The organism is Pandoraea sp. XY-2 (assembly GCF_004193915.1).
In the GTDB taxonomy this organism is placed as follows: domain Bacteria; phylum Pseudomonadota; class Gammaproteobacteria; order Burkholderiales; family Burkholderiaceae; genus Pandoraea; species Pandoraea cepalis.
Map to the genome: position 1 here is coordinate 4,439,965 of NZ_CP030849.1, position 26,936 is coordinate 4,466,900.

General features: G+C 60.2%; 14 protein-coding genes, 2 tRNA genes, 3 rRNA genes and 4 pseudogenes. 4 read left to right on the forward strand and 19 right to left on the reverse strand.

What is annotated here, in order from left to right:
* Positions 1-25 precede the first annotated feature (25 nt).
* From mraY to coq7, 8 genes and pseudogenes are all read right to left on the reverse strand, one after another.
* Positions 26-1,194: pseudogene (gene mraY, locus DRB87_RS20030) on the reverse strand (phospho-N-acetylmuramoyl-pentapeptide-transferase).
* Between the two features lie 15 nt (positions 1,195-1,209).
* Positions 1,210-2,618 (reverse strand): annotated as a pseudogene (gene murF / locus DRB87_RS20035) (UDP-N-acetylmuramoyl-tripeptide--D-alanyl-D-alanine ligase).
* Positions 2,615-4,198, reverse strand: a complete 1,584-nt coding sequence (locus DRB87_RS20040) for a UDP-N-acetylmuramoyl-L-alanyl-D-glutamate--2,6-diaminopimelate ligase (protein ID WP_130027190.1) — start codon at positions 4,196-4,198, stop codon at positions 2,615-2,617. Before DRB87_RS20040 ends, murF begins: the two are co-directional and overlap by 4 nt.
* Complete coding sequence (locus DRB87_RS20045) at positions 4,186-5,961, reverse strand: penicillin-binding protein 2 (protein WP_130027191.1); 1,776 nt, start codon at positions 5,959-5,961, stop codon at positions 4,186-4,188. The genes DRB87_RS20040 and DRB87_RS20045 overlap by 13 nt, the downstream gene beginning before the upstream one ends.
* The gene (gene ftsL / locus DRB87_RS20050) at positions 5,958-6,302 is read right to left on the reverse strand and encodes a cell division protein FtsL (RefSeq protein WP_017234761.1); all 345 of its coding nucleotides are present in this window, start codon (positions 6,300-6,302) and stop codon (positions 5,958-5,960) included. Before ftsL ends, DRB87_RS20045 begins: the two co-directional genes overlap by 4 nt.
* A pseudogene (gene rsmH / locus DRB87_RS20055) lies at positions 6,299-7,251 on the reverse strand (16S rRNA (cytosine(1402)-N(4))-methyltransferase RsmH). Before rsmH ends, ftsL begins: the two are co-directional and overlap by 4 nt.
* A 22-nt stretch (positions 7,252-7,273) precedes the next feature.
* Positions 7,274-7,702 carry a division/cell wall cluster transcriptional repressor MraZ gene (gene mraZ, locus DRB87_RS20060; protein WP_026132111.1) on the reverse strand — a complete coding sequence of 143 codons (429 nt, stop codon included), beginning with the start codon at positions 7,700-7,702 and terminating at the stop codon, positions 7,274-7,276.
* Between the two features lie 462 nt (positions 7,703-8,164).
* Positions 8,165-8,821: a 2-polyprenyl-3-methyl-6-methoxy-1,4-benzoquinone monooxygenase gene (gene coq7, locus DRB87_RS20065; protein WP_130027193.1), complete on the reverse strand. Its 657-nt coding sequence runs from the start codon at positions 8,819-8,821 to the stop codon at positions 8,165-8,167.
* 318 nt (positions 8,822-9,139) lie between these two features.
* Here coq7 and DRB87_RS20070 point away from each other — a divergent pair, with 318 nt between their 5' ends.
* Complete coding sequence (locus DRB87_RS20070; RefSeq protein WP_130027195.1) at positions 9,140-10,288, forward strand: porin; 1,149 nt, start codon at positions 9,140-9,142, stop codon at positions 10,286-10,288.
* Between the two features lie 273 nt (positions 10,289-10,561).
* A complete protein-coding gene (locus tag DRB87_RS20080; RefSeq protein ID WP_130027198.1) occupies positions 10,562-11,041 on the forward strand; it encodes a MarR family winged helix-turn-helix transcriptional regulator in 480 nt (159 codons plus the stop codon).
* A gap of 245 nt (positions 11,042-11,286) precedes the next feature.
* Here DRB87_RS20080 and DRB87_RS20085 read toward each other — a convergent pair.
* Both DRB87_RS20085 and DRB87_RS20090 read right to left on the reverse strand, forming a co-directional pair.
* A pseudogene (locus DRB87_RS20085) lies at positions 11,287-12,449 on the reverse strand (aminopeptidase).
* A 49-nt stretch (positions 12,450-12,498) separates the two neighbouring features.
* Positions 12,499-14,574: a molybdopterin-dependent oxidoreductase gene (locus tag DRB87_RS20090; RefSeq protein ID WP_130027200.1), complete on the reverse strand. Its 2,076-nt coding sequence runs from the start codon at positions 14,572-14,574 to the stop codon at positions 12,499-12,501.
* Positions 14,575-14,786: 212 nt separating this feature from the next.
* Between DRB87_RS20090 and DRB87_RS20095 the strand changes: the two genes are divergently transcribed.
* Complete coding sequence (locus DRB87_RS20095) at positions 14,787-15,983, forward strand: M20 aminoacylase family protein (protein ID WP_130027202.1); 1,197 nt, start codon at positions 14,787-14,789, stop codon at positions 15,981-15,983.
* A gap of 90 nt (positions 15,984-16,073) precedes the next feature.
* Here the strand turns inward: DRB87_RS20095 and DRB87_RS20100 are convergent, their stop codons facing one another.
* The 9 genes from DRB87_RS20100 to DRB87_RS20140 all read right to left on the reverse strand — a co-directional run bounded on the left by DRB87_RS20100 (position 16,074) and on the right by DRB87_RS20140 (position 24,552).
* On the reverse strand, positions 16,074-16,916 hold the full coding sequence (locus DRB87_RS20100) for a DUF3047 domain-containing protein (protein ID WP_130027204.1): 843 nt from the start codon (positions 16,914-16,916) through the stop codon (positions 16,074-16,076).
* Between the two features lie 132 nt (positions 16,917-17,048).
* Positions 17,049-17,161, reverse strand: a 5S ribosomal RNA gene (rrf, locus tag DRB87_RS20105).
* A gap of 131 nt (positions 17,162-17,292) precedes the next feature.
* Positions 17,293-20,168: ribosomal RNA gene (locus DRB87_RS20110) — 23S ribosomal RNA — on the reverse strand.
* A gap of 283 nt (positions 20,169-20,451) precedes the next feature.
* Positions 20,452-20,527: transfer RNA gene (locus tag DRB87_RS20115), tRNA-Ala, on the reverse strand.
* 111 nt (positions 20,528-20,638) lie between these two features.
* A tRNA-Ile gene (locus tag DRB87_RS20120) sits at positions 20,639-20,715 on the reverse strand.
* Between the two features lie 65 nt (positions 20,716-20,780).
* Positions 20,781-22,311, reverse strand: a 16S ribosomal RNA gene (locus DRB87_RS20125).
* The 16S, 23S and 5S rRNA genes sit together here with 2 tRNA genes alongside, the layout of an rRNA operon.
* 189 nt (positions 22,312-22,500) lie before the next feature.
* Positions 22,501-22,809 (reverse strand): hypothetical protein, encoded by a 309-nt coding sequence (locus tag DRB87_RS20130; RefSeq protein ID WP_130027206.1) that lies wholly within the window; start codon positions 22,807-22,809, stop codon positions 22,501-22,503.
* A 78-nt stretch (positions 22,810-22,887) separates the two neighbouring features.
* Entirely contained in the window at positions 22,888-23,691 is an 804-nt protein-coding gene (locus tag DRB87_RS20135; protein WP_130027207.1) for a basic amino acid ABC transporter substrate-binding protein, read from the reverse strand.
* Positions 23,692-23,775: 84 nt separating this feature from the next.
* Positions 23,776-24,552 (reverse strand): enoyl-CoA hydratase, encoded by a 777-nt coding sequence (locus tag DRB87_RS20140; RefSeq protein ID WP_017233195.1) that lies wholly within the window; start codon positions 24,550-24,552, stop codon positions 23,776-23,778.
* A 532-nt stretch (positions 24,553-25,084) separates the two neighbouring features.
* On the opposite strand from DRB87_RS20140, the gene paaN reads away from it, so the two are divergent.
* Positions 25,085-26,779 (forward strand): phenylacetic acid degradation protein PaaN, encoded by a 1,695-nt coding sequence (paaN, locus tag DRB87_RS20145; RefSeq protein ID WP_130027988.1) that lies wholly within the window; start codon positions 25,085-25,087, stop codon positions 26,777-26,779.
* Positions 26,780-26,936 lie beyond the last annotated feature (157 nt).

Consider the following 26,936-nt stretch of genomic DNA (forward strand, 5'->3'; position numbering starts at 1 on the left):
GCCGTTTCGCGGGCCCCGGGCCTCGTCAGCGCAGCTTCAGCGTCGACAGACCGATCAGCACCAGCATCAGCGTGATGATCCAGAAGCGAACCACCACCTGCGTTTCCTTCCATCCGGACAATTCGAAGTGGTGGTGCAGCGGCGCCATCTTGAAGATGCGTCGTCCTTCTCCGAAGCGCCGTTTCGTGTACTTGAACCAGATCACCTGCAGCATCACCGACAACGTTTCCACCACGAACACGCCCCCCATCACGAAGAGCACGACTTCCTGACGTACGATCACGGCCACCGTGCCGAGCGCGCCGCCGAGCGCCAGGGCCCCAACGTCGCCCATGAACACCTGGGCCGGGTGTGTGTTGAACCAGAGGAACGCAAGCCCCGCGCCCGACATCGCCGAACAGAACACGAGCAATTCGCCCGCGCCCGGAATATGCGGGAACAGCAGGTATTTCGAGTACACGACGTTACCCATCACATACGCGAACACGCCGAGGGCCGCGCCGACCAACACGACCGGCATGATGACGAGACCGTCGAGACCGTCGGTCAGGTTCACCGCGTTGGACGAGCCGACGATGACGAAGTACGTGAGCGCGATGAAACCGAACACGCCCAGCGGGTAGCTCATCGTCTTGAAGAACGGCACGATGAAGTCGGCCTTCGGGGCAGATCGAGCGGGAAGCCGTTACGCACCCAACTGATGAACAGCTCGAAGACCTTCAGGTTGCTCGTCTCCGACACAGAGAACGCCAGATAGATCGCGGCAAACAGGCCAATGATCGACTGCCAGAAGTACTTCTCGCGCGACGACATGCCACGCGGGTCCTTGTAGACGACCTTCCGGTAATCGTCGATCCAGCCGATGATGCCGAAGCCGAGCGTAACGGTCAGTACGATCCAGATAAAGCGGTTGCTCAGGTCCGCCCACAGCAGCGTGGCGACCGTGATGCCGATGAGAATCAGCACCCCGCCCATCGTGGGCGTGCCCGACTTCACCAGGTGAGTCTGCGGGCCATCGGTACGCACCGCCTGGCCCACCTTCATTTCGGCGAGCTTGCGGATGACCATCGGCCCGAACGCGAGCCCGATCACCAGCGCCGTGAGGCTTGCCATCACGGCCCGAAACGTCAGGTAGTTGAACACGCGCAAATAGCTCGCATCCGCTTGCAGCCATTGCGCCAACGTCAGCAACATTCCATCAATCCTTTATCACTTGGCAGGGGCGTTGCCGCCCCCGCTTTCACTCGTCGCGCGCAACTGCTCAAGCACGCGCTCCATCCGCATGAAGCGGCTTCCCTTGACCAATATCGTGGCCGGCGCGCTCAACGTGGCATTCAGCTCGGCCACGAGCGGCGCCACATCCGTCACGTCGGAAAAATGCTCGCCGCCGTCGCCGAAGGCCGCGACACTGGCTGTCGTTTGCTCGCCCATCGCGAGCAAACGATCGATACCGCGCTGGGCGGCGTACTCGCCCACCTCGCGGTGAAACGCCGGTCCGTTGTCGCCGACTTCGCCCATGTCGCCGAGCACCAGCACCCGTGGGGCCGGCGTCTGCGCCAGAACGTCGATCGCGGCGCGGACCGAATCGGGGTTCGCATTATAGGTGTCATCGATCAATGTGACACCCGCGAGCGGCCCCTTGGAGAGCGTTGACACCTGGAGACGGCCTTTGACGGCGGAAAACCCTTCGAGTGCCCGCACGATCGAGCCAATGTCGACATGCGCCCCAACGCACAGGCAATCGCAGCCAACGCGTTACGCGCGTTGTGCTCGCCGAGCAGCGGCAATGCGAGCGAGAACTCACCGGCCGGCGACGCCACACGTAGTACGCGCGTGGCGACGTCGTAGCGTCCCGTGACAGCGGCGCGGCCATCTAGCGCGAAGTCGAGTACACGGCGCTTGCCTGCGATCTCGCGCCACATCGGCGCAAATTCGCTCTCCGCCGGGAATACGGCAACCCCGTCGTGGGACAGCGCTGCCAGCACGGCTGAATGCTCTTCGGCGACAGCGGCCACGCTCACCATGAACTCTTGATGTTCTCGCTGCGCGTTGTTGATGACGGCCACCGTCGGTTGTGCAATCGCCGCGAGATACGCCGTTTCGCCGGGGTGATTCATGCCCAGTTCCAGCACCGCCAGCTTGTCGCTGTCCTTCAGACGGAACAGCGTGAGCGGCAGGCCAATGTCGTTGTTCAGGTTGCCGGCAGTCGCCAGACGCGCCTCGGCCCCCACCGCCTCGGCGAAGATCGCCGAGATCATTTCCTTGACGGTCGTCTTGCCGTTACTGCCGGTGACGGCGACCACGGGAATCGCAAAGCGGCGGCGCCACGCGGCCGCCAGCTCACCCAGCGCGATGCGCGTGTCGGGCACGATGAGCGCCGGCGTCGCGAACCCCTCCGGCACGCGCGACGCGACCACGGCGGCCGCCCCTGCACGCGCCACGTCGGCCAGGAAGTCGTGCGCGTCGAAGCGCTCGCCCTGGATCGCCACGAACAGATCGCCCGGCTGCACCGAGCGGCTGTCGGTCACGATGCGCGCAAAGGCGGTCGTTGGTGCGCCCGTCACGCGCGAATCGCGCACGGCGGCCTGGGCATCGCTCAATCGCCACATCATCGTCATTCGCCACCTCCGCGCACGGTGGTCGCACGCGCGGCGAGTGCCAGACGCGCATGCTCCTGATCGGAGAACGGCCGTTTCTTACCCATGATTTCCTGCGTACTTTCGTGTCCCTTGCCGGCGATGAGCACGACATCGGCGGCTTGCGCACCGCGCACGGCCTGCAGAATCGCGCTCGCCCGGTCTTCGATACAGCGTGCCGCGTCCGGGTGCGCAAGGCCCGCGGCGATTTGCGCCATGATGTCGGCCGGCACTTCCGTGCGCGGGTTGTCGCTCGTGAGCACGACGGCGTCGGCCAGGCGCTCCGCCACTGCGCCCATTTGCGGACGCTTGCCCGTATCGCGGTCACCACCGCAGCCGAACACACAGACGAGCTTGCCGCCACGCGCCGAGGCGACCGGCCGCAACGCGTCGAGCGTCTTGTCGAGTGCGTCGGGGGTGTGCGCGTAGTCGATGACGACCAGGGGCTGCCCCGGCTGTCCGATTTGCTCCATACGCCCGGACACGGGGGTGAGTGCGGCGAGCCCGGCAATGGCGGCGTCTTGCGGCACCCCGGCGGCGAGCGCCGCACCCAGCACGGCGAGCGCGTTGCTCACATTGAATTCGCCGATGAGCGGCACGGTGATCTGCTGACTGTGATCGCCGAGATACAGCGTGAAGCGCGTACCTGCAGTGGTCGCGCGGATATCCTCGGCGCGCAGCACAACGTTGCCATGCGCCGACTTCGCGTCGCCATGCAGGCCGTATTCATAGACCGGCGTCTTCCCGGCCAGACGCGCGAGCAGGCGTTGCCCCATCGCATCGTCGCGATTGATGACGGCCGCCTTGAGGCCCGGCCAGTCGAACAGACGTGTCTTCGCCGCCTCGTACTCGGCCATCGTGCCGTGGTAATCGAGATGGTCTTGCGTCAGATTGGTAAAGACAGCGATGTCGAAGGCCACGCCGTTCACGCGTCCCTGGTAGAGACCGTGCGACGACACTTCCATCGCGACCGCCGCCGCGCCCTGCGCCCGCAGGTCGCTCAGGCTGCGTTGCAACTGGACCGCATCGGGCGTGGTGAACCCGGTCATCGTCAGATGCCCGGGAAAACCGCTGCCCAGCGTGCCGATCACCGCGCTGCGCTTGCCCGCCTTCGACAACAGTTGCGCGATCCACTGGCTGCACGATGTCTTCCCGTTCGTGCCGGTTACGCCCAGCGTCGTCATGCCAACGCTCGGCTCACCGCACCAGAGCGCCGCCAGCGGGCCCGCCAGCCAGTCAAGTCGCGGCACGCCGAACGCCGGCACGTTCGCGAGACTGGCCAGCGACGCCGGCCAGGTGAAGTCATCGCTCTGCCAAAGCACTGCGGCAGCGCCGCGCTCCACGGCGTCGGCGATGAAACCGCGGCTGTCGGCGCCTTTGACGGCGTACGCGACGAAAACATCACCCGACGTCACGCGACGGCTGTCGGCCTGCAGCGCCGCACCGGCCGGCACTGTCAGGCGCAGCCAGTCCCACGCCTGCGTCAGCGTGGCGCGCTCGGCGGCATCTGCGATGAGCGCGAGCGTGGCGGGGTTATGCGGCGTCGGGGTCACGGTGCCCATGGCTCGCTCTCCTCCACCTTGTCGCTCACGACGAGCTTCGTGACCGGCGAATCCGGCACCACATTCAACGCGCGCAACGTGCCGCCCACGATCGCCGCGAACGCCGGACCGGCGGCCACGCCACCGTAGTGCGACCCGCGCCCCGGCTCGTCGAGCGTGACGGCCACGATGATGCGCGGCTCGGACATCGGCGCCATGCCAACGAACGACGCGCGATATTTGCTCTTGTCGTATCCCTTGCCCGACTGCTTGTACGCCGTGCCGGTCTTGCCACCGACGCGATAGCCGATCACTTGCGCCCGCGTGGCGGTACCGCCGGGCGACGTCACCATTTCCAGCATCTTGCGCACTTCGCGGGCCGTCGCGGGAGAAATCACCGGCGTGCCCTTCACGACGCTGCCATCTGTCTTGTAGATGGAGATCGGCAGCAGCTCGCCGTCATGCGCGAACACGGTATAGGCGCGCGCCAGTTGAATCAGCGACGCCGACAGGCCATAGCCGTAGCCCATCGTCGCCTGCTCGATCGGACGCCAGCTCTTGGCCGGACGCAACCGCCCCGCCACCGCGCCGGGGAAACCGATCTTCGGCGCTTGGCCGAGGCCGACGCTCGTGAACATGTCCCACATTTCCTGAGGCTTCATCTGCAGCGCGATCTTGGCCGTGCCGATGTTGCTGGACTTCTGGATGACGCCCGCCACGGTAAGCAGACCGTAGTCGTGCGTGTCCGTGATGTTCGCGCCGAAGAAGTTCGCCCGGCCGGTCGTCATTACGGTCGACGTCGGCGTCACGTGCCCATTTTCGAGGGCAGCGGCGATGGTGATCGGCTTCATGATCGAGCCCGGCTCGAACGTGTCGGTCATCACCCGGTTGCGCAACTGCGCGCCGGTCAGGTTGGTGCGGTTGTTGGGGTTGTACGTCGGCAGGTTCGCGAGCGCCAGCACTTCACCCGTGCGTACATCGAGCACCACGGCGCTGCCGGCCTTCGCACCCGTGCGCTCGATGGCGTCTTTCAGTTCGCTGTAGGCGAGGAACTGGATCTTGCTGTCGATCGAGAGCGTGATGTCATGGCCGTCGCGCGGCTGCGCCAGGATGTCGACCCCTTCGACCACCCGGCCGAGACGGTCCTTGATGACGCGACGGCTTCCCGGCGTGGCCGCCAGATCCTTCTGCATCGACAACTCGACGCCTTCCTGCCCGATGTCTTCCACGTTCGTGAAGCCGACCACGTGGGCCGTGATCTCGCCTTCCGGATAGAAACGCTTGTATTCCTTGCGCTGGTACACGCCCGGGATGTCCAGATCGGCGACCTGCTTGGCCACGTCCGGCAACACCTGGCGCTTCACATAGACGAAGCTCTTTTCCTGATTCAGCTTCCGGCGCAGATCCGGCTCGCCCATCTCGAGCAGACGCGCGAGCTGGCGCACCTGTTGCGTCGAGATATCGTCGGGCACGTCTTCGGGAATGGCCCAGATGGCCTTGACGGGCAGACTGGTGGCAAGCACCTGTCCGTTACGGTCGAACACTTTTCCGCGCGTGGCGGACATCTCCAGTGTGCGTTCGTAACGGCTCTCGCCCTGGCGCTGATAGAAGGCGTTGCCCGGGCCCTGAATCCAGAAGGCGCGCGCGACCAGCGATCCGAACGCACCGAATATCACGAAGACGAGCATCTTCGATCGCCACATCGGCAGACGCACGGACAGGACCGGGCTGGCAGAGAACTGCACATCCTTGGTCTTGGCCTTGGCGTCCTTGCGGCGATTCATCGCTTGCCTCCGCTCTCGGGCGCGGACGCGGCACTCGCGCTCGGCACCGGCACGTCAACCATCGCGCCGGCGCTACCGGCCGGTGCGGACAGATATTGCGTGCGACCGGGCGAGACGGCCTGCATTTTCAGGTCGTTGCGCGCAACGCTTTCGATGCGGGCGCTCTTGCTTTGTGCGCTCTGTTCGTACTGGAGGCGATCCCAGTCCTGCAACAATTGATGCTCGAGCGCCTGCTCGCGATTGAGTTCGACGAACGTACCGCGTGCCCGATACTGGGCATTGATCAGCGACAGCGCGCAGCCGATGAGCAACACGAGCAGAAGCGCATTGAGCCGGCTCATGGCGACACCCGCTCCATGACCCGCATGATCGCCGAACGCGAACGCGGGTTCGCCCCCACCTCGGCGGCGGACGGCTTGATCTTGCGGCTGGCCTTGAACGGCGGCTCGGGAATTTCGTGGGCGCGCAAGGGCACGCGGCGATCCACCACCGGCGCACTTGAGCGCGCTTGCATGAAGCGCTTCACGATGCGGTCTTCCAGCGAATGAAAGCTGATCGCCACGAGTCTGCCTCCCGTTTCGAGGACATCGGCTGCTACCTCGAGGGCTATCTGCAAGTCCGCAAGCTCTTGATTGACGTGAATCCGTAGAGCCTGAAAGGTGCGTGTTGCCGGGTCCTTGCCCTTCTCACGGGTCTTGACGGCGCCCGCCACGATCTCGGCAAGCTCGCGTGTGCTGACGAGTGGACCGAGGCGATCGGCGTTTGCCCGGCGAGCAACAAGCGCCTTTGCAATCTGAAAAGCAAACCGTTCTTCCCCATAGTCCTTGATGACCTCCGTCATGTCTTCCAGCGTTGCCCGGGCCAGCCAATCGGCGGCCGACTCACCGCGCGTGGGATCCATGCGCATGTCGAGCGGGCCGTCGAAACGAAAACTGAATCCGCGCGCGGGGTCGTCGACCTGCGGTGACGACACGCCCAGATCCAGCAACACCCCCGACACCTTGTCGATACCGCGGCGGGCTAGCGCCTCGCGCAACGTCGCAAAGCTGTCGTGTTCAATCGAAAATCGCGGATCGGCAATTTTTGCCGCCTCCGCGATCGCTTGGGGATCCTTGTCGAACGCGATCAGCCTCCCTTGGCGCCCAGCCGCTCGAGAAGCCTGCGACTGTGCCCGCCGCGGCCGAAGGTGCCGTCGACGTAGACGCCGTCGTCGCGCCACAGCAAGGCATCCACGGCCTCCTCAAGCAGGACCGTGCGGTGCTGCATAACCGTTTCCACCGCGTGCGTCATGCTCGTCGGACCACCTGATCTGTCAAAAAGTGAAGTTTTTCAATGCATCCGGCATGCCTTGCGCCATTGCCGCCTGTTCCTTGGCGGCGTACGTCGCGGCATCCCAGAGTTCAAAGTGACTGCCCATGCCCAGCAGCATGACTTCCTTGTCCATGCCCGCGGCCGCGCGCAACTCGGGCGCCACCAGGACACGGCCCGCCGAATCCATCTCGACGTCGGCGGCGTTGCCCAGGAAGATGCGTCGCCACCAGTGCGCGTCCATCGGCAGTGCGGCGATCTTGCCGCGGAAGATTTCCCATTCGGGACGCGGGAACAGCAGCAGACATCCGTCGGGGTGCTTGGTGATCGTCACCTTGCCTTGCGCATCGCCTTGCAGCACGTCACGATGCCGGGCCGGAATCGACATCCGTCCCTTCGCATCCAGTGAAAGTGCCGAGGCTCCCTGAAACACATGCGCTCCCGTGAGGTTTCGTCCGCCTGCCCGTCATGCCGAAAGAGAAAGATTTTGTGCCTTACACCACACAAAAATACACTTTCTCACACTATTTCCCACTTTAGAGGAGAGTGTTTGGGCGGTCAAGCGTTTCACCCGAATTTCGGAGGGAATTTGTCAGACAGAACAATGACTTAGCTCACTTTCCTAAAGCCGGAAAACGGAATTTTGTCAGGAAAATTAAAGACATAACTGCGATAGTGAATGTGGAACCTCAAACTTTAGATGCCGCCTCGCGGGAGGCCCGCCAGCACTATCGCTGGCGAGTAGTGCGCACTTACGCCGAGCCAAAGCGCGACAACTGCCGGTTGGCACGCGCCACACGAGGGGAAGATCGACACAGGAGGTAGGGGTCAATCGAGGAAACGCTTCAGGGGCTCTATTCAAGTGCTCTATTTCGGGTGCTCAATTTCAACTGCTCTATATATAGTAGGCCGTCGTCGTCATGACTTTCGCGGCGGCGCGCATTACGTGCTGTACAGGGGCGGGCAGTTCGATCCCGCCGGCATCGCGCGCCGCCTGACCGTGCGCGATCTCGTCGCGTCGCATCTGGTCGACGATGGCGCGTGAGCGCAGGTCATGCGACGGCAAGTCGTCGAGGTGGCCATCCAGATGGTGCTCCACCTGCCGCTCCGTCTCCGAGACGAACCCGAGGCTGACCTTGTCGCCACACTTGCCGGCGACAAACCCAATGGCAAACGCGCCGGCATACCAAAGCGGGTTGAGCAGGCTCGGGCGCGAGCCGAGTTCCGAGAGACGGTGCGCCGTCCAGGCGAGGTGATCTTCTTCCTCCTTGCCGGCGTGCTCGAAGGCGGAACGCAGCTCCGGGCGTTTTGTCGCCAGCTTCTGTGCCTGATAAAGCGCCTGCGCGCAAACCTCCCCCACGTGATTCACGCGCATGAGACCCGCCACATGGCGCCGCTCTTGCGGCGTCAATGCGTCGTCGCCGATCGATGCGTCACCCGATATAGATGCGGGAGAAGCATCGGCAGCAGGTGTCGGGCGAGAGGCTTGCGTAACGCCGGCGATCGCTCGCAGGCCGCGGTCAAGTTCGGAGATCAGGCTGTCGGAAAACATCGTACTTTCAACTCACTTCGTTTTTTCACTATGTGGGACGTCAGACGATTGCATCACGTCCGTCACGGATGATACGCGCCTTTGTCCGGCGCGCCTTGCGCGGGCGCAAAGGCACGAAAGCCCCGCTGGACGCCGGTTTGCGGGCTGTTGCGTAAACGAAACAAAGGACGCCGCAAACCCGCGCAAAACGGGCCTTTTCCTTTGCCGCCCACAGTGAATTTGTTACATTACGTCCAACTTCTCGCGAAGTTGATTAGCAAGGACGTTATCACTAGTGACCTTGTTAAACAAATCTCACAATCCTTTGGAGATCACTCAATGAAAAAGTCGCTTCTCGCTCTGGGTGTGCTCGGCGCATTCGCTGGCGCTGCTCACGCTCAAAGCAGCGTGACCCTGTACGGTATCATCGACGGTGGCTTCACGTACGTGAACAAGACGGGCGGCAACATTGCCGGCACCGCGCAAACCGCCAAGAACATCTCGCTGAACAGCGGCAACCTGCAAGGTTCGCGTTGGGGCCTGAAGGGCGCTGAAGATCTGGGCGGCGGCCTGAAGGCGATCTTCGTGTTGGAAAGCGGCTTCAACGTCAACAACGGCATGTCGGCTCAAGGCGGTCGCCTGTTCGGTCGTCAAGCTTACGTTGGCCTGAGCAGCGCAACGGCTGGCACGGTGTCGATCGGTCGTCAGTACGACTCCGTGGTTGACTTCGTTGGCCCGTTCGCTTCGGGTAGCCAATGGGCAACGTATTCGGGCGCTCACCCGTTCGATAACGACAACCTGAACAACTCGTTCCGCGTCAACAACTCGATCAAGTACACGACCGCCAACTACAACGGCTTCAGCGCTGGCGCTCTGTACGGCTTCTCGAACTCGGCTAACAACGGTTCGACGGGCACGGGCTTCGCGAACAACCGTGCATGGTCGGTTGGTATGGGCTACGCCAACGGTCCGTTGACCTTGGGCGCTGGCTACTTGTACCTCGGCGCACCGGGCAGCAACTCGAGCGGCGTGCTGCTGAGCGGCGACCAGAACACGGCGATGTCGGCTGGCGGCACGAGCGACAAGGCATACATTGCTTCGGCAGGCGGTTCGTACGCCTTCGGCCCGGCCACGGTTGGCCTGGTCTACAGCCACAGCAAGTATGACTACATCGGCGGTGGCAGCTGGAAGTTCGACAACGTCGAACTGAACGGCAAGTACATGCTGACCCCGGCCCTGCAACTGGGCCTGGCTTACACGTACACCTGGACGAAGCTGGCATCGGGCACGACCGACCTGTCGCCGAAGTACCACCAAGTCAACCTGGGCGTCGACTACTTCCTGTCGAAGCGCACGGACACGTACCTGGTTGGTCTGTGGCAACACGCCAACAACGACGCTCCTGGCGGCGCGTCGATGAACGGCCAAGGTTTCGCGCAAAGCACGAACCAGTTCGCCGTTACGGCTGGTATCCGTCACAAGTTCTAAGCTGACTGCTTCTGTCACTTAGGCTTTGACGAAAGGGCACCTTCGGGTGCCCTTTTTTTATGGGTGCTGGCGAAGAAGCAACTGCTGCCGCCGTTTGCCGTTTGCCGTTTGCCGTTTGCCGTTTGCCGTTTGCCGTTTGCCGTTTGCCGTTTGCCGTTTGCCGTTTGCCGTTTGCCAGCATAGCGTACGCCAGAACTTCGTATCGACCCCAGCTTGACCGATGGTTTATTTCAAACCTAAAATTTCCATACTGTAAATTTTACGTTGCCCACCATGAGCCTCGCCGATGCCGACTCTCTCGATCTCGAAACCCGAGCCCACGATCGCGAGCACGATGCCCTGCGGCTATGGCTGCGCCTCCTCACCTGCGCCAATATGATCGAGACGGACATCCGCTCGCGTTTGCGCCAGGATTTCGATTGCACGCTGCCTCGCTTCGATCTGCTCGCGCAACTCGACCGACATCCCGAGGGGCTGAAGATGGGGGAGCTTAGCAAGCGGATGATGGTCACCGGCGGAAACGTCACGGGCATTACCGATCAGTTGGAAAAGGAAGGCTGGGTAACGCGCCAGACGGTCGCCAACGACCGGCGCGCCTTTCTGATCAAGCTTACGCCACGCGGTAAGAAGGCGTTCTCCGATATGGCTCGTGCTCATGAACAGTGGATCGAGCAGCGCCTCGGACAGCTGCCGGAAGACAGGCAGAAGCAACTATATGCCCTGCTGGGCGACCTGAAGTCGGTGATTGCCTGAGGGGTGCGAGGCGCCGTGTTCCATTTGAAACGGCGATACCTACGTTCACTTTGGATCCGGGATCTCCAACGTTCGACTTGTGCCGCGTTAACGCTCAAGGCTCGGCGTCGCCCCTCGCCCCCCGCCCCCCGCCCCCGCCCCCCGCCCTTCACCCTTCACCCTCCGCCCTTCGCCGTTCGAGCCTCAAGCGTCGAACGCCGGGCTCTGATGCTCGGATCCAGATTCTGTGGTATTCCTCAGACAGTCTATCGCCGCGCCTGCATCGGCTTGTCGAGCACGTCGCGCGCTGCGGCGGCCGCCGGGGTGCTATCTAGCGCGGTGAGCGCTGCAATGCGCTCGGCCTCTGGCCGCTTCGATAAAGTTTTGACGGCGGCATAAAAGGCCGGCAGGTCGTCATGCTCTTCCGCCAGCATCGCCATGAACGCCGGCACCCACTGGTTATACGTCGCGAACGATCCGATTTTGGCGTTATTCAAGTGCGAGGCAAACCAAAGGTCAAACCCCTTGTATCCCCCCAGGACGCCTTCAACCGCTCGTAGTCAGCGCGCATGCTGGCGAACAGCGCGTCCTTGGTCGCGATCTTCTGCGCGTTCGTTTCCGAGCCGTCGTACAGGGTTTCCAAGCGCTTGCGATAACCCTCCACCAATTGACGGAACTGGCGTCGGTGCGCGTCGTATCGCTCGTATTCCATGGCCGCGTCGGGGTGCGCCGCGAGCCAGCGCCGGACGCCCACGGTTTCCACCGTCACGGCGAAAGACTCGTTGAATGCCGTATCGCCTCGAACAAATAGAATCTGATGCGCGAGTTCATGGAAAATCATCCGAGCCACTTCCGCCCGCGGAAGATAGATGAATGTGTTGAGCAGCGGATCGTCGAAATAGCCCAGCGTCGAATACGCCGGAATCCCCGCGACGAACGTCTCCCAGCCGTCGCGGTGCAACTCGGCCGCATAAGCCTCGGCGGATTCGCGAGAGTAATAGCCCCGATACTCGACGCATCCGACGACCAGCAGGCAGGACTCGCGAAGCTTCAGCGACAGCGCGGGCGCGGCGAAGACGTTGTAGACGACGAACGGTCGCTTGAGGTCCGCATAGCTGCGATAACTTCCGTTGTCCGGCTCACCGAGCGCGGACACGGCATAGCTTCGGATTTGCTCGGCGTCTATCAACCGTGTGCGCAAATGCGGGGCAACCGATGGGTCGGCAAGCAAATCGGACACCGGCTGCGCTTGATGCAACACGGTGAAGTGCCCGTTAATCGACTGCGCGTAGTAACCGACCTGGCCGCATCCGGCAAGACCGAACAGTACCGCCCAACCGGCGCCTAAACCCACGGCGGCGCGAAACATCGAACGCCGGCATGCCGAGAACACCGGGAACGGAGTGAGCATCGCAGCAGGGTTACGCATCGCGGGCTCCTCGGCGTCAGCTCGGCATCGGCAGGCGTGACGACCGGCCTTATGCCGGCGCGACTTCGACCAGGCAATCGTAGAACGTTGGCGCTCGTCCCAGATCGGTCAGCTGCTGGCTGGTGACCTCGTTGGCATTCTTGCCGTCCGGAGCGAGCTTCTTCCACCAGATAGACAGACCCACCACGACGCCTTCACGCGCCTTCTCCGTCACCCGAGCCTTTGCGCTCAAGATGCCTCGATCGTTGAAGATTCGCACATCGCCACCATTCTCAATGCCTCGTGGCGCGGCATCTGAGGGATGAATATCGAGCGTCGGCTCTCCCACCGAGGCGCGCAGGCTATCGACATTCACGAAGCTCGAATTCAGGAAGTGACGGGCGGGCGGTGAAATCATTGCCAGGGGATAGCGTGCCGCCAGATCCGGATTGCTCGCCACCGATTCGTACGGCGGCACCCAGTCGGGTAGCGGATCGAAACCTTCCTGCAACATGCGCTCTGAATAAAACTCACACTTGCCCGACGGCGTGTAGAACTGCCCGTTCGCAAAAGGCGCGTCCGGCAGATCGTATCGGATCCATCCATCACGCTTGAGGGTCTCCCAGTCACTCCCTGCCATGCGAGCATCGTTCCAGCGAATGGATTGCGCGGCCAATTGATCGTCGGTATCGGAGAAACAGGTCTCCTGCCATCCCATGCGCCCTGCCAACAGACGAAAGATTTCCGAGTTGGGCTTGGCTTCGCCGAGCGGCGCAATGGCCGGATTGTTCGCCAGCAGATAGGTATGGCCGTAAGCCTTGTGGATATCCAGATGCTCGAGCTGCGTCGTTGCCGGCAGCACGAAGTCCGCATAATCGGCGGTATCGGTCTGGAAATGTTCCAACACCACGGTGAAGAGATCTTCCCGGGCGAAGCCCGCTGCCACCTTGCCCGACTCCGGTGCCACCGCCACTGGATTGCTGTTGTAGACCACCAGCGCCTCGATCTTCGGCCCGAACGAATCGTCGCCCGGATGGCAAAGGGCATCACCGATCGCGCTCATGTTCACCACGCGGGCCGGTTTTTCCTGATGTGGCCGCAGATCGGGCCGTGCCTGCGCCACCGAATCAACGGGTGCGTAACCCGACGCCGACATCAGCAGCCCGCCCGCCGGATCGCGCCACGCGCCAATCAGCGCCGGCAGGCAGGCGACCGCGCGGGTCGCCTGCCCGCCGCCTCTGGCTCGCTGCATGCCGTAGTTCAGCCGGATCGCCGCAGGCTTCGCGTTCGCATACTCGCGCGCCAATGTCGTGATTGTGTCTTCGGGGATCGCGCAAATTTCCGCGACGCGGGCCGGCGTGTAGCGTCGTACGCGCTCCTTGAGCTGCGCGTAGCCCACTGTGTGTCGCGCAATGTATTCGTGATCAACCAGATCCTCATCGATCAGGACATGCATCATGCCCAATGCCAGCGCCGCGTCCGTGCCTGGCAGCAAGGCAATATGCTGATGGCATTTTTCCGCCGTGAGCGAGCGATAGGGATCGATGGCGATCAACTTCGCACCGCGACGCTTGGCCTCCTGCGCGATGGCCCAGAAATGCACACTCGACGTAATCGGATTGCTGCCCCAGATAAGAATCAGCTTGCTGTCGACAAAGTGTTCGACGTGCATGCCGACGCCAGCACCGTACGTGTATCGCAGGCCCGCAGCACCTGCGCTCGCACAGATCGTGCGATCGAGATCGGACGCGCCGAGCTTGTTGAAGAACCTTGCCGCCATCGACTCGCCTTGGACGAATCCCATTGTGCCAGCATAGCTGTAGGGGAGAATCGCTTCGGGCTCGCGTGCCGCAATCGCCCCCAGTCGCGAGGCGATCTCGTCAAGCGCCTCATCCCAACTGACTGGCACGAATTGCCCGCTACCCTTCGGTCCGACGCGCTTGAGCGGATGCAACAAGCGATCCGGATGATAGGTTCGTTCAGTGTATCGAGAGACTTTCGTACACAAGACGCCCTTGGTCGTCGGATGGTCCGGATCGCCCTGGACCTTGATAGCGACGCCATTTTCCACCGTAACGTGCATGGCGCACGTATCGGGACAGTCATGCGGGCATGCGGCCCGAACGACGCGGGTGTTGGTCGTCATGAAACGACTCCTCTCTTTACGAAATTGCCGCGACCGCCAACGGCGCGACGTTGACGACATTGTATTACGTTCCCCCCGCCTAACCGCGCAGCACGGTCACTTGCGACATTTTCCAGACGTGTCCGGTGCAGCGCTCGGACGTTTCCTACCAAGGTGTCAGATCAGGTCATTAGGGGTAAGATGGATCATTGCGCCCCGCAGGAAACCCGAACATGAAGCTCATTCCAGAAATCGACGCCGCTCGCGGCGAAATCCAGACCATCCGACGTGATATTCACGCGCATCCCGAACTGTGCTTCGAAGAGAAGCGCACTTCGGACGTAGTGGCGGATACGCTGACCCAATGGGGTATCCCCATTCATCGCGGACTCGGCAAAACCGGCGTTGTCGGCATCATCAAGCAAGGCAGCAGCGACCGCGCGATCGGTCTGCGCGCCGATATGGATGCGCTGCCGATTCGTGAGGCCAATACGTTCGACCACGCATCAAAACATGAAGGCAAGATGCACGCCTGCGGTCACGATGGTCACACGGCCATGCTGCTTGCCGCCGCGCAGTATCTCCAGACGCATCGCCATTTCGACGGCACCGTCTACCTGATTTTCCAGCCGGCCGAGGAAGGCGGCGGCGGTGCGCGTGAAATGATCAAGGACGGACTGTTCGAGCGCTTCCCCATGCAGGCGGTGTTCGGCATGCACAACTGGCCGGGCGCACCGACTGGCACCTTCGCAGTGACGCCCGGCCCCATGATGGCCTCGAGCAACGAATTCAAGATCACGCTTCGCGGCAAGGGAACCCATGCGGGTATTCCGAATGCCGGCATCGATCCGGTGATTGCGGCCGTTCAGGTGGCGCAGGCGTTGCAAAGCATCATCACGCGCAACAAGCGGCCGATCGACGCCGCGGTGCTCTCCATTACGCAGATCCATGCGGGTGACGCCACAAACGTGGTTCCCGATGTGGCATGGTTGGGCGGCACGGTTCGCACGTTTTCGATCGAGGTACTGGATCTCATCGAGACACGTCTGCGAGAGATTGCCGAATTCGTGGCCAAGGGGTTCGGCTGCTCAGCGGAAATTGAATTCCTTCGCAATTACCCGCCGACGATCAATGATCCGGGCATGGCGGCGCTGTGTGCCGATGTGATGCGCGAGGTAGTCGGCAACGAGAACGTCAACGACGAGGTGGAACCGACGATGGGGGCGGAGGACTTCTCGTTCATGCTCCTGAAGAAGCCGGGCGCGTACGTGTTCATCGGAAACGGCGACGGCACGCACCGGGACAACGGCCATGGCCTGGGTCCGTGCAACCTGCACAATGCCAGTTATGATTTCAACGACGATCTGCTCCCGCTTGGCGGCACTTACTGGGTCAAGCTGGTCGAGACCTATTTTGGACGCAATCCTTAAGCTGCATTGGTCCGCGAGTCAGGCAACAATGAGAAAAGCCGACAAGTGATACTTGCCGGCTTTTTCGCTTTTGATTCGAACGAGATCGTGCTATTTCGCGGCCGTTGTCGTGGGAACACCCTCCGTTTCGAGACGAATGTCACCGTACCACGCGGTGAATTTCGATCGAGTATTGTCGCCGTCGCTCATGATTGCAATGCCGATCAGACGCCCGGGAGGTTCGCCAAACGCTTTCTCGTAATCCCTGGCGATATCGCGAGAATACGTCTGCCATCTTCCAAGGCGCTCCTCACCGCGCTCGACAACGAGGGAGCGAATACGACCGGTATAAGGATTGGTGACGATATCGTCCACCGAGAGTTTATCATCGGCCCAGGTGTACATCAGGGTCGCAAACGGTAAGTCGCGACCGCTGACCATACGCGCCAATTCGCGATGAAGTTGATCTTGCATGGTGAGTTTTGCGGGATCGCCATCGAACGCAAGGGCAATACGTACGGGTGCGTCGTCGAATGCCTTCGTGCGAATGTCGGCACTCGCGGGGATGGCATCCGCACGCCAGCGCCACGTCAGCTTGGCGCCTGGGTACACCGGGATGTCGAGCGTCTGTGCGATGCCAGACGCAGATTTGTCGACCGAGGCGCGAATCACCGCGATGCCGTGGCTATCGATCGTTTGTTCGTAATGGGTGGGCCGTTTGTTGCGGGTGACGAGATACGTCTCCCAGTGCGGGGGCAAACCGTCGGGATTCACAGCGGCGGAAAGGGGAGCGATGTCATCGCTTTGTACCGGCGAAGACAATGCCGAGGCATGTTTCGACGAGGTTCCCGGCAACGTACATCCACCAATTCCCCAGACAACCATGGCGGTTACAACCCATGCCGCTCCTGCACGCCATCTTGCATGGCGCTTGCTTCGATCCTGATTGACCACCTGTTTCGCTCCCCGAACTTCCCCTAACCCGAGGCCAAATGCTAAGCGAGAAATGGATATCGATCCAGGCGGAATTTCCCAGAAAAGCAAAAACCCCTTGCTACACGAGTTAGCAAGGGGTTTTTAGGGGGAGCCTGACGATTACCTACTTTCACACGGGTATCCGCACTATCATCGGCGTGGAGTTGTTTCACGGTCCTGTTCGGGATGGGAAGGGGTGGTTCCAACTCGCTATGGTCATCAGGCATAACTTGTATGTTCTGCTGAGCGGGGCTCAACAAAACCAATTCGGAAGAAGTGTAGTACTACATTGGTTGGGTTGTGAGTTGTATCGGCACGTTGCACGACACTCACACCAGGAAAACACACTGGTTATAGGATCAAGCCTCACGGGCAATTAGTATCAGTTAGCTTAACGCATTACTGCGCTTCCACACCTGACCTATCAACGTCCTGGTCTTGAACGACCCTTAAGGGGAATCGAGTTCCCAGGGAAGTCTCATCTTAAGGCGAGTTTCCCGCTTAGATGCTTTCAGCGGTTATCTCTTCCGAACATAGCTACCCGGCGATGCCACTGGCGTGACAACCGGTACACCAGAGGTTCGTCCACTCCGGTCCTCTCGTACTAGGAGCAGCCCCTTCAAACTTCCAACGCCCACGGCAGATAGGGACCAAACTGTCTCACGACGTTTTAAACCCAGCTCACGTACCTCTTTAAATGGCGAACAGCCATACCCTTGGGACCGGCTACAGCCCCAGGATGAGATGAGCCGACATCGAGGTGCCAAACACCGCCGTCGATATGAACTCTTGGGCGGTATCAGCCTGTTATCCCCAGAGTACCTTTTATCCGTTGAGCGATGGCCCTTCCATACAGAACCACCGGATCACTATGACCTGCTTTCGCACCTGCTCGACTTGTCAGTCTCGCAGTTAAGCACGCTTTTGCCATTGCACTATCAGCACGATTTCCGACCGTACCTAGCGTACCTTCGTACTCCTCCGTTACACTTTGGGAGGAGACCGCCCCAGTCAAACTGCCTACCATGCACTGTCCCCGATCCGGATTACGGACCTAGGTTAGAACCTCAAACAAACCAGGGTGGTATTTCAAGGACGGCTCCACAGAAACTAGCGTTCCTGCTTCAAAGCCTCCCACCTATCCTACACAGACCGGTTCAAAGTCCAATGCAAAGCTACAGTAAAGGTTCATGGGGTCTTTCCGTCTAGCCGCGGGTAGATTGCATCATCACAAACACTTCAACTTCGCTGAGTCTCGGGAGGAGACAGTGTGGCCATCGTTACGCCATTCGTGCAGGTCGGAACTTACCCGACAAGGAATTTCGCTACCTTAGGACCGTTATAGTTACGGCCGCCGTTTACCGGGACTTCAATCAAGAGCTTGCACCCCATCATTTAATCTTCCGGCACCGGGCAGGCGTCACACCCTATACGTCCACTTTCGTGTTTGCAGAGTGCTGTGTTTTTATTAAACAGTCGCAGCCACCAGTTTATTGCAACCCTTTCACCCTCCTGGCGCAGGCCAGTCAAGCTACAAGGGCGTACCTTATCCCGAAGTTACGGTACCAATTTGCCGAGTTCCTTCTCCCGAGTTCTCTCAAGCGCCTTAGAATACTCATCTCGCCCACCTGTGTCGGTTTGCGGTACGGTCTCGTATGACTGAAGCTTAGAGGCTTTTCTTGGAACCACTTCCAATTGCTTCGTACCCGAAGGTACTCGCCCCACAGCCTTGAATTACGCGCCCGGATTTGCCTAAGCGCCTTCTCCACTGCAGGGACCGGGACTTCCAACACCCGGACAACCTTCCGCGATCCGTCCCCCCATCGCATCATACGACGGTGCAGGAATATTAACCTGCTTCCCATCAGCTACGCATCTCTGCCTCGCCTTAGGGGCCGACTCACCCTACGCCGATGAACGTTGCGTAGGAAACCTTGGGCTTACGGCGAGGGGGCCTTTCACCCCCTTTATCGCTACTCATGTCAGCATTCGCACTTCTGATACCTCCAGCATCCTTCACAAGACACCTTCACAGGCTTACAGAACGCTCTCCTACCATGCGAGCAAGCTCGCATCCGCAGCTTCGGTATATTGCTTAGCCCCGTTACATCTTCCGCGCAGGACGACTCGATCAGTGAGCTATTACGCTTTCTTTAAAGGGTGGCTGCTTCTAAGCCAACCTCCTGACTGTTTTAGCCTTCCCACTTCGTTTCCCACTTAGCAATATTTAGGGACCTTAGCTGGCGGTCTGGGTTGTTTCCCTCTTGACACCGGACGTTAGCACCCGATGTCTGTCTCCCGTGATTGCACTCTTCGGTATTCGGAGTTTGCTATGGCGAAGTAATCCGCAATGGACCCTTCAACCATGACAGTGCTCTACCCCGAAGGTGATACACGAGGCACTACCTAAATAGTTTTCGGAGAGAACCAGCTATTTCCAAGTTTGTTTAGCCTTTCACCCCTATCCACAGCTCATCCCCTAATTTTTCAACATTAGTGGGTTCGGTCCTCCAGTACGTGTTACCGCACCTTCAACCTGGCCATGGATAGATCACTTGGTTTCGGGTCTACACCCAGCGACTGAACGCCCTATTCGGACTCGCTTTCGCTACGCCTTCCCTATTCGGTTAAGCTTGCCACTGAATGTAAGTCGCTGACCCATTATACAAAAGGTACGCAGTCACCCCTTGCGAGGCTCCTACTGTTTGTATGCATGCGGTTTCAGGATCTATTTCACTCCCCTCCCGGGGTTCTTTTCGCCTTTCCCTCACGGTACTGGTTCACTATCGGTCGATTACGAGTATTTAGCCTTGGAGGATGGTCCCCCCATCTTCAGACAGGATTTCACGTGTCCCGCCCTACTTTTCTCAAGCTTAGTTCCACACCAGGGTTTTCTCATACGGGGCTATCACCCACTATGGCCGGACTTTCCATTCCGTTTTGATAACACCGGTGCTAAATCTTGAAGGCTGGTCCCATTTCGCTCGCCACTACTTTGGGAATCTCGGTTGATTTCTTTTCCTGCAGCTACTTAGATGTTTCAGTTCGCCGCGTTCGCTTCACTAGACCTATGTATTCAGTCTAGGATGACCCAGAGGGCCGGGTTTCCCCATTCGGACATTTGTGGATCAAAGCTTATTTGCCAGCTCCCCACAACTTTTCGCAGGCTATCGCGTCCTTCATCGCCTGTAATCGCCAAGGCATCCACCACATGCACTTATTCGCTTGACCCTATAACGAGAATGTCTCCCCGTTATAGGTTGAGTTTTCGCGTTGTGCCGTATTCCAAGTCATCTTTCGATCACTTAAATACTAGTTGATACAATCACAACCCGTACAATTTCCACGCGCCATCTCTAACGCGCTTCCGTTGTACTACTACTTCTTCCAAATTGTTAAAGAACAAATACTGCATGACATTGCTGTCATTCAAAAACATTCACGCTAAATCACTATTGGGATTTACTACAGACGTAAAAGCTTTTGACTGACATCGATGTGCGATCTAAGGAATTGGTGGAGGCAGACGGGATCGAACCGACGACCCCCTGCTTGCAAAGCAGGTGCTCTCCCAGCTGAGCTATGCCCCCAAATCAGTCTGATGCGGCGTTACAAAAAACCTTGCATACCCATGTATGCGGCGGCTTTTTGTGCCTTGCCTCAGCCAGATTTCTTTCTACCAGGCGTCGGTGGAAAGAGTTTGGTGGGTCTGGAAGGACTTGAACCTTCGACCCCCGCCTTATCAAGACGGTGCTCTAACCACCTGAGCTACAGACCCGACTTAGATCTACGCAGTCAAACAACCGATAAGCGTGAACACTCAACTTCCAGTGCATGCTCTAGAAAGGAGGTGATCCAGCCGCAGGTTCCCCTACGGCTACCTTGTTACGACTTCACCCCAGTCATGAATCCTGCCGTGGTAAGCGCCCTCCTTACGGTTAGGCTACCTACTTCTGGCAAAACCCACTCCCATGGTGTGACGGGCGGTGTGTACAAGACCCGGGAACGTATTCACCGCGACATGCTGATCCGCGATTACTAGCGATTCCAGCTTCACGCAGTCGAGTTGCAGACTGCGATCCGGACTACGATCGGTTTTCTGGGGTTAGCTCCACCTCGCGGTTTGGCAGCCCTCTGTACCGACCATTGTATGACGTGTGAAGCCCTACCCATAAGGGCCATGAGGACTTGACGTCATCCCCACCTTCCTCCGGTTTGTCACCGGCAGTCTCCCTAGAGTGCTCTTGCGTAGCAACTAAGGACAAGGGTTGCGCTCGTTGCGGGACTTAACCCAACATCTCACGACACGAGCTGACGACAGCCATGCAGCACCTGTGTTACGGTTCTCTTTCGAGCACTCCCACCTCTCAGCAGGATTCCGTACATGTCAAGGGTAGGTAAGGTTTTTCGCGTTGCATCGAATTAATCCACATCATCCACCGCTTGTGCGGGTCCCCGTCAATTCCTTTGAGTTTTAATCTTGCGACCGTACTCCCCAGGCGGTCAACTTCACGCGTTAGCTTCGTTACTAAGGAAATGAATCCCCAACAACTAGTTGACATCGTTTAGGGCGTGGACTACCAGGGTATCTAATCCTGTTTGCTCCCCACGCTTTCGTGCATGAGCGTCAGTATTGGCCCAGGGGGCTGCCTTCGCCATCGGTATTCCTCCACATCTCTACGCATTTCACTGCTACACGTGGAATTCTACCCCCCTCTGCCATACTCTAGCCTTGCAGTCACGAATGCAGTTCCCAGGTTAAGCCCGGGGATTTCACATCCGTCTTACAAAACCGCCTGCGCACGCTTTACGCCCAGTAATTCCGATTAACGCTTGCACCCTACGTATTACCGCGGCTGCTGGCACGTAGTTAGCCGGTGCTTATTCTTCCGGTACCGTCATCCCCCGAGGTATTAACCCAGAGGATTTCTTTCCGGACAAAAGTGCTTTACAACCCGAAGGCCTTCTTCACACACGCGGCATTGCTGGATCAGGCTTTCGCCCATTGTCCAAAATTCCCCACTGCTGCCTCCCGTAGGAGTCTGGGCCGTGTCTCAGTCCCAGTGTGGCTGGTCGTCCTCTCAGACCAGCTACAGATCGTCGCCTTGGTGAGCTTTTACCCCACCAACTAGCTAATCTGACATCGGCTGCTCTTGTAGCGCGAGGCCCGAAGGTCCCCCGCTTTCCTCCTCAGAGCGTATGCGGTATTAATCCGGCTTTCGCCGAGCTATCCCCACTACAAGGTACATTCCGATGTATTACTCACCCGTTCGCCACTCGCCACCAGGTGCAAGCACCCGTGCTGCCGTTCGACTTGCATGTGTAAGGCATGCCGCCAGCGTTCAATCTGAGCCAGGATCAAACTCTTCAGTTTAAACCTGTTACTGTTTTCGGTTTTTCGTGATAAATCACTCGAACCGGTCGCTCTCAAAGTATGCTGACAAGTTAATTACTTAACTTACCTATTACTTATGTGAGCCTCAATAAATTTAAAGCTTATCTGCCGAAGCAGACGCACCATTCATCGAGTGCCCACACTTATCGGTTGTCTAGTTTTTAAAGATCAATCGCATCGAACTTCGCTTCGTCGCACACTTACCGCGCCGTCGCTTCGTTTTCCGCGTCGCTGCATCTGCAGCAGAGAAGCAAGATTATGTCGCAGCTTCTCGTCGTCGTCAACAGTTTTTTTCGCCTTCTTCGCTCGCCGCCGTAGCGACTCACAAGCTCCAAAACCACCAACCACCGGGCTTTCCAGCCCGTCGCCTCCACCGCTTCGCCGCTTGCGCTGCGTCGCCGTCGTTGCGAGAGACGGAATATTAGTGAAAACCCCGTACCCTGGCAAGCCCTTTGTGAAAATAATTTGAAAACCCATGAAAAAACCCCGTCACGATACGTGACGGGGTTTCTTTAAATGATCGCGGCGCCCGCAAACGCCTTGGTACGACAGACCTCAGGACTTCTTGCCGAAGTAGCGCGCGAAGATGGCGTCATATGTCCCGTCCGCCTTGATCGCCTCGATCCCCTTGTTGATCTTGCCCAGCAACTCGGCATCCCCCTTGCGTACCGCGATCCCGTAATACTCCTTGGGAAAGCTGCTATCGGAGACCGTACGCAGCTTGGCATCCGGATTGTTGGCAACAAAGTTCACCACGACGCCGTTGTCCGCCACCACCGCGTCGACACCGCCGGCCTCCAGCTCCTTCATGGCGAGCGGCGTGCCCTCAAAGCGTTTGACCGACGGATTGTTCTTGCCCATGAGCTTCTGCACCACCTCGTCGCCCGTGGTGGCCGTCTGCACGCCCACCTTGAGGGACTTCAGATCGTCGAATTTCTGCACGGTCGAGTTCAGCGGCACGGCAATCAACTGCGACGCCTCGAAGTACGGCGCCGAGAAGTCCATCTGCTTGCTGCGTTCGTCCGTGATCGTGATCGCCGAAATCAGAATATCCCTGTCACCCTGCACCAGCGAATTGAAAATGCCCTCGAAAGGCGTGTTCATGAACCGCACGGAGATGCCCGCCTTGTCCGCGACCGCCTTCATCACATCGATGTCGAAGCCGGCAATCTGCCGCGTATCGGTCTCGAATTCGAATGGCGCGTACGCCGCGTCGGTACCGACAACGTACACAGGCTGCGCGCCGTCCGCTCCCGCCGACCGGCCCGCCGCCGATTCTTCCTTCTTCCCGCAGGCACTCAACAGCAGCCCCGAAGCCACGACTAAGGCCAGCGCAAATGTGCGTCGGTTGATCGACATCGTTTTGTCCCTTGCTGAAAAAACCGGCAGCCTATCATAGGACGACCTCCCCGCAGGAGGTCGTCACGGTACTTCACGCCAGAATCAGCGATGTTTGAAAACCGGCTTGCGCTTCTCGACGAACGCGGCCATGCCTTCCTTCTGATCCTCGAGCGCGAAGAGCGAATGGAACATCCGACGCTCGAACTGCACGCCTTCGTCGAGCGTTGACTCGAACGCGCGGTTGACGGCTTCCTTCGCCGCCATCACGACCGGCAACGAGTATTCGCAGATGGTGTTGGCCGCGCCGATCGCCTCGTCGAGCAGCGTTTCGAGCGGTACCACGCGTGATACCAGCCCAGCGCGCTCGGCCTCGGTGGCGTCCATGAAGCGCGCGGTCAGGCACATGTCCATGGCCTTGGCTTTCGACACGGCGCGCGTCAGACGCTGCGTGCCGCCGGCGCCCGGGATCACGCCAAGCTTGATTTCCGGCTGGCCGAACTTGGCGTTCTCGGCGGCGATGATGAAATCGCACATCATCGCCAGTTCACAGCCGCCGCCGAGCGCGAAACCCGACACGGCCGCGATGACCGGCTTGCGGATGCGGCGCACCGTTTCCCAGTTGCGCGTGATGTAGTCGCCTTTGAATACATCCGCGAAGGTGTATTTCGACATCATGCCGATGTCGGCGCCCGCAGCGAACGCCTTCTCGCTGCCGGTAATCACCATGCAGCCAATGGCTTCGTCGGCATCGAACGCCGTGAGCGCGGTGCCCAGTTCGTCCATCAGCGCATCGTTCAGGGCGTTGAGCGCTTTCGGACGATTCAGCGTGATCAGGCCGACGCGGCCGCGCGTTTCCACCAGAATATTCTCGTACGTCATCCTCTTCTTCCTCCAGTCAAAGTCTCGTCTTTTGTTTCGGGGGCCGGCGAATTCAGGAAATCGATACCCTGGCAGTCACCGGAAACAGGCATCAGGCGATGGACACACCGTTGGTTCGCAACAGCGCTGCGGCGCACACGGCGAGCAGGGGTAGCAAGACCCGCCAGGCGTCGACTGCAGTGGTTAGGCATGATGCCATCGATCCCCCGACCACGCACCTGGCGTTCCGCCAAGCAGACGACCCGCGCTCCGCGCCGAGTCACCGCCACGAAAGCCGGGGCACAGCCTCATCACCGTCATCGTCACCGCCTACGCTCAACTCGCCAGGCGCCACCAAAGTCGTCGGGGAAAACCCGGCATCATCGTGTGCCACGCCCGGAAGATTTGGTGCTATATTAACAAACCAACCGGTCGGTTAATTAATGTCGATGAAAGCGATCGACGACGACCCGGTGCCGTCACCTGCGTCTTGCCGCCCGTCGGCAGACAGCGAATCCGCCAGCCGCATCCCGACACGGACAGATCCACAACCATGACTCATCCCCTCTTCGCCAAACACCAAGAGACTCTCGAGCGCGCCCTTCAGGCCATCGCCACGCGTGGTTACTGGAGCCCGTTTACGGAAATGCCGAGCCCGCGTGCTTATGGCGAGACCGCCGCCGCCGACGGCGAAGCCGCTTTCAAGCAGTATCTGAATGCCGCCTTCCCGTTGGAACAGCGCGGCAGCACGGGTAGCGTCGGCCAGGAGGTCTCCCCGTTCGGCTTCGCGCTCGGCACGACATATCCCGGCTTCGAGATCGACGCCCTGCTCGCCCGCGTGAGCGACGCCCACAAGGCATGGCGCGCCGCCACCCCGGACGCCTGGGTCGGTGTGTCGCTGGAAATTCTCAAGCGCCTGAACGCGCACAGCTTTGAAATCGCCAATGCCGTGATGCACACGACGGGCCAAGCGTTCATGATGGCCTTCCAGGCCGGCGGCCCGCACGCGCAAGATCGCGGCCTCGAAGCCGTGGCCTATGCATGGGACGAACTGCGCCGCATCCCGGCGGGCGCCTATTGGGAAAAGCCGCAAGGCAAGAACCCGCCGCTCGCCATGGAAAAGCGCTACACGGTCGTGCCGCGCGGCGTGGCGCTCGTGCTCGGCTGCTGCACGTTCCCGACGTGGAACGGCTATCCGGGCCTGTTCGCCAGCCTGGCCACCGGCAACGCCGTGATCGTCAAACCGCATCCGGGCGCGATCCTGCCGCTCGCCATCACGGTGAAGATCGCGCGTGAGGTCCTGCGCGACGCCGGTTTCGATCCAGACGTCGTCACGCTCGCGGCCACCAACCCCAACGACGGCGCCATCGTCCAAGAACTGGCCACGCGCCGCGAAGTGCGTGTGATCGACTTCACCGGCAGCACCGCCAACGGCGACTGGCTGGAAACCCACGCGCGTCAGGCGCAGGTCTACACCGAGAAGGCCGGCGTGAACCAGATCGTGATCGATTCGACCGACGATCTGAAGGGCATGGCCCGCAACATTGGCTTCTCGCTGGCTTTGTACTCGGGCCAGATGTGCACCGCTCCCCAGAACATCTACATTCCGCGTGACGGCATCCAGACGCCCGATGGCAAGGTGTCGTTCGAGGACGTGGTCGCCGCCATCGCGGGCAGCGTGCAGAAGACCTGCAGCGATCCGGCCAAGGCCGTCGAGCTGCTCGGCGCGATCCAGAATGAAGGCGTGCTCGCTCGCATCGACGACGCCCGCAAGGTCGGCCGCGTCGTGCTCGAGAGCCAGACGCTCCAGCACCCGGCCTTCGCCGACGCCCGCGTGCGCACGCCGTTGATTGTCGCGCTCGATGTCGCCGACGACGCCACCTACACGCGCGAATGGTTCGGCCCGATCGCCTTTGTGATCGCCGTGGACAACAGCGCCCAGGCATTCGCCCTGGCCGGCCGCACCGCCGCCGAGCATGGCGCGCTCACGTTGTCGGCGTACACGACGTCCGCCGAGGGCGAAGCCCAGGCGCTCGACGCCGCCATCGAAGGGCGCGTCGCCTTGTCGCTGAACCTGACGGGCGGTGTGTTCGTGAACCAATCCGCAGCCTACTCGGATTACCACGGCACAGGCGGCAACCCAGCCGCCAACGCGAGCCTGGCCGACACCGCTTTCGTCGCCAATCGCTTCCGTGTCGTGCAAAGTCGCCATCATGTGCCGGCCAAGTCCGACACCAGCGCTGCCTGAGCCGCCGATACATCTATATATAGAGAGAAGGAGACGGGAAGCCCTGCGCTACGCGCGCCGCCGGACACACCAACGCGACGGTCAGTGACGACCCGCATCACCGACCGTCGCACGGCCGCCACCGTGCAAACCCCGCCCCGCCAATACAAGACAGGAA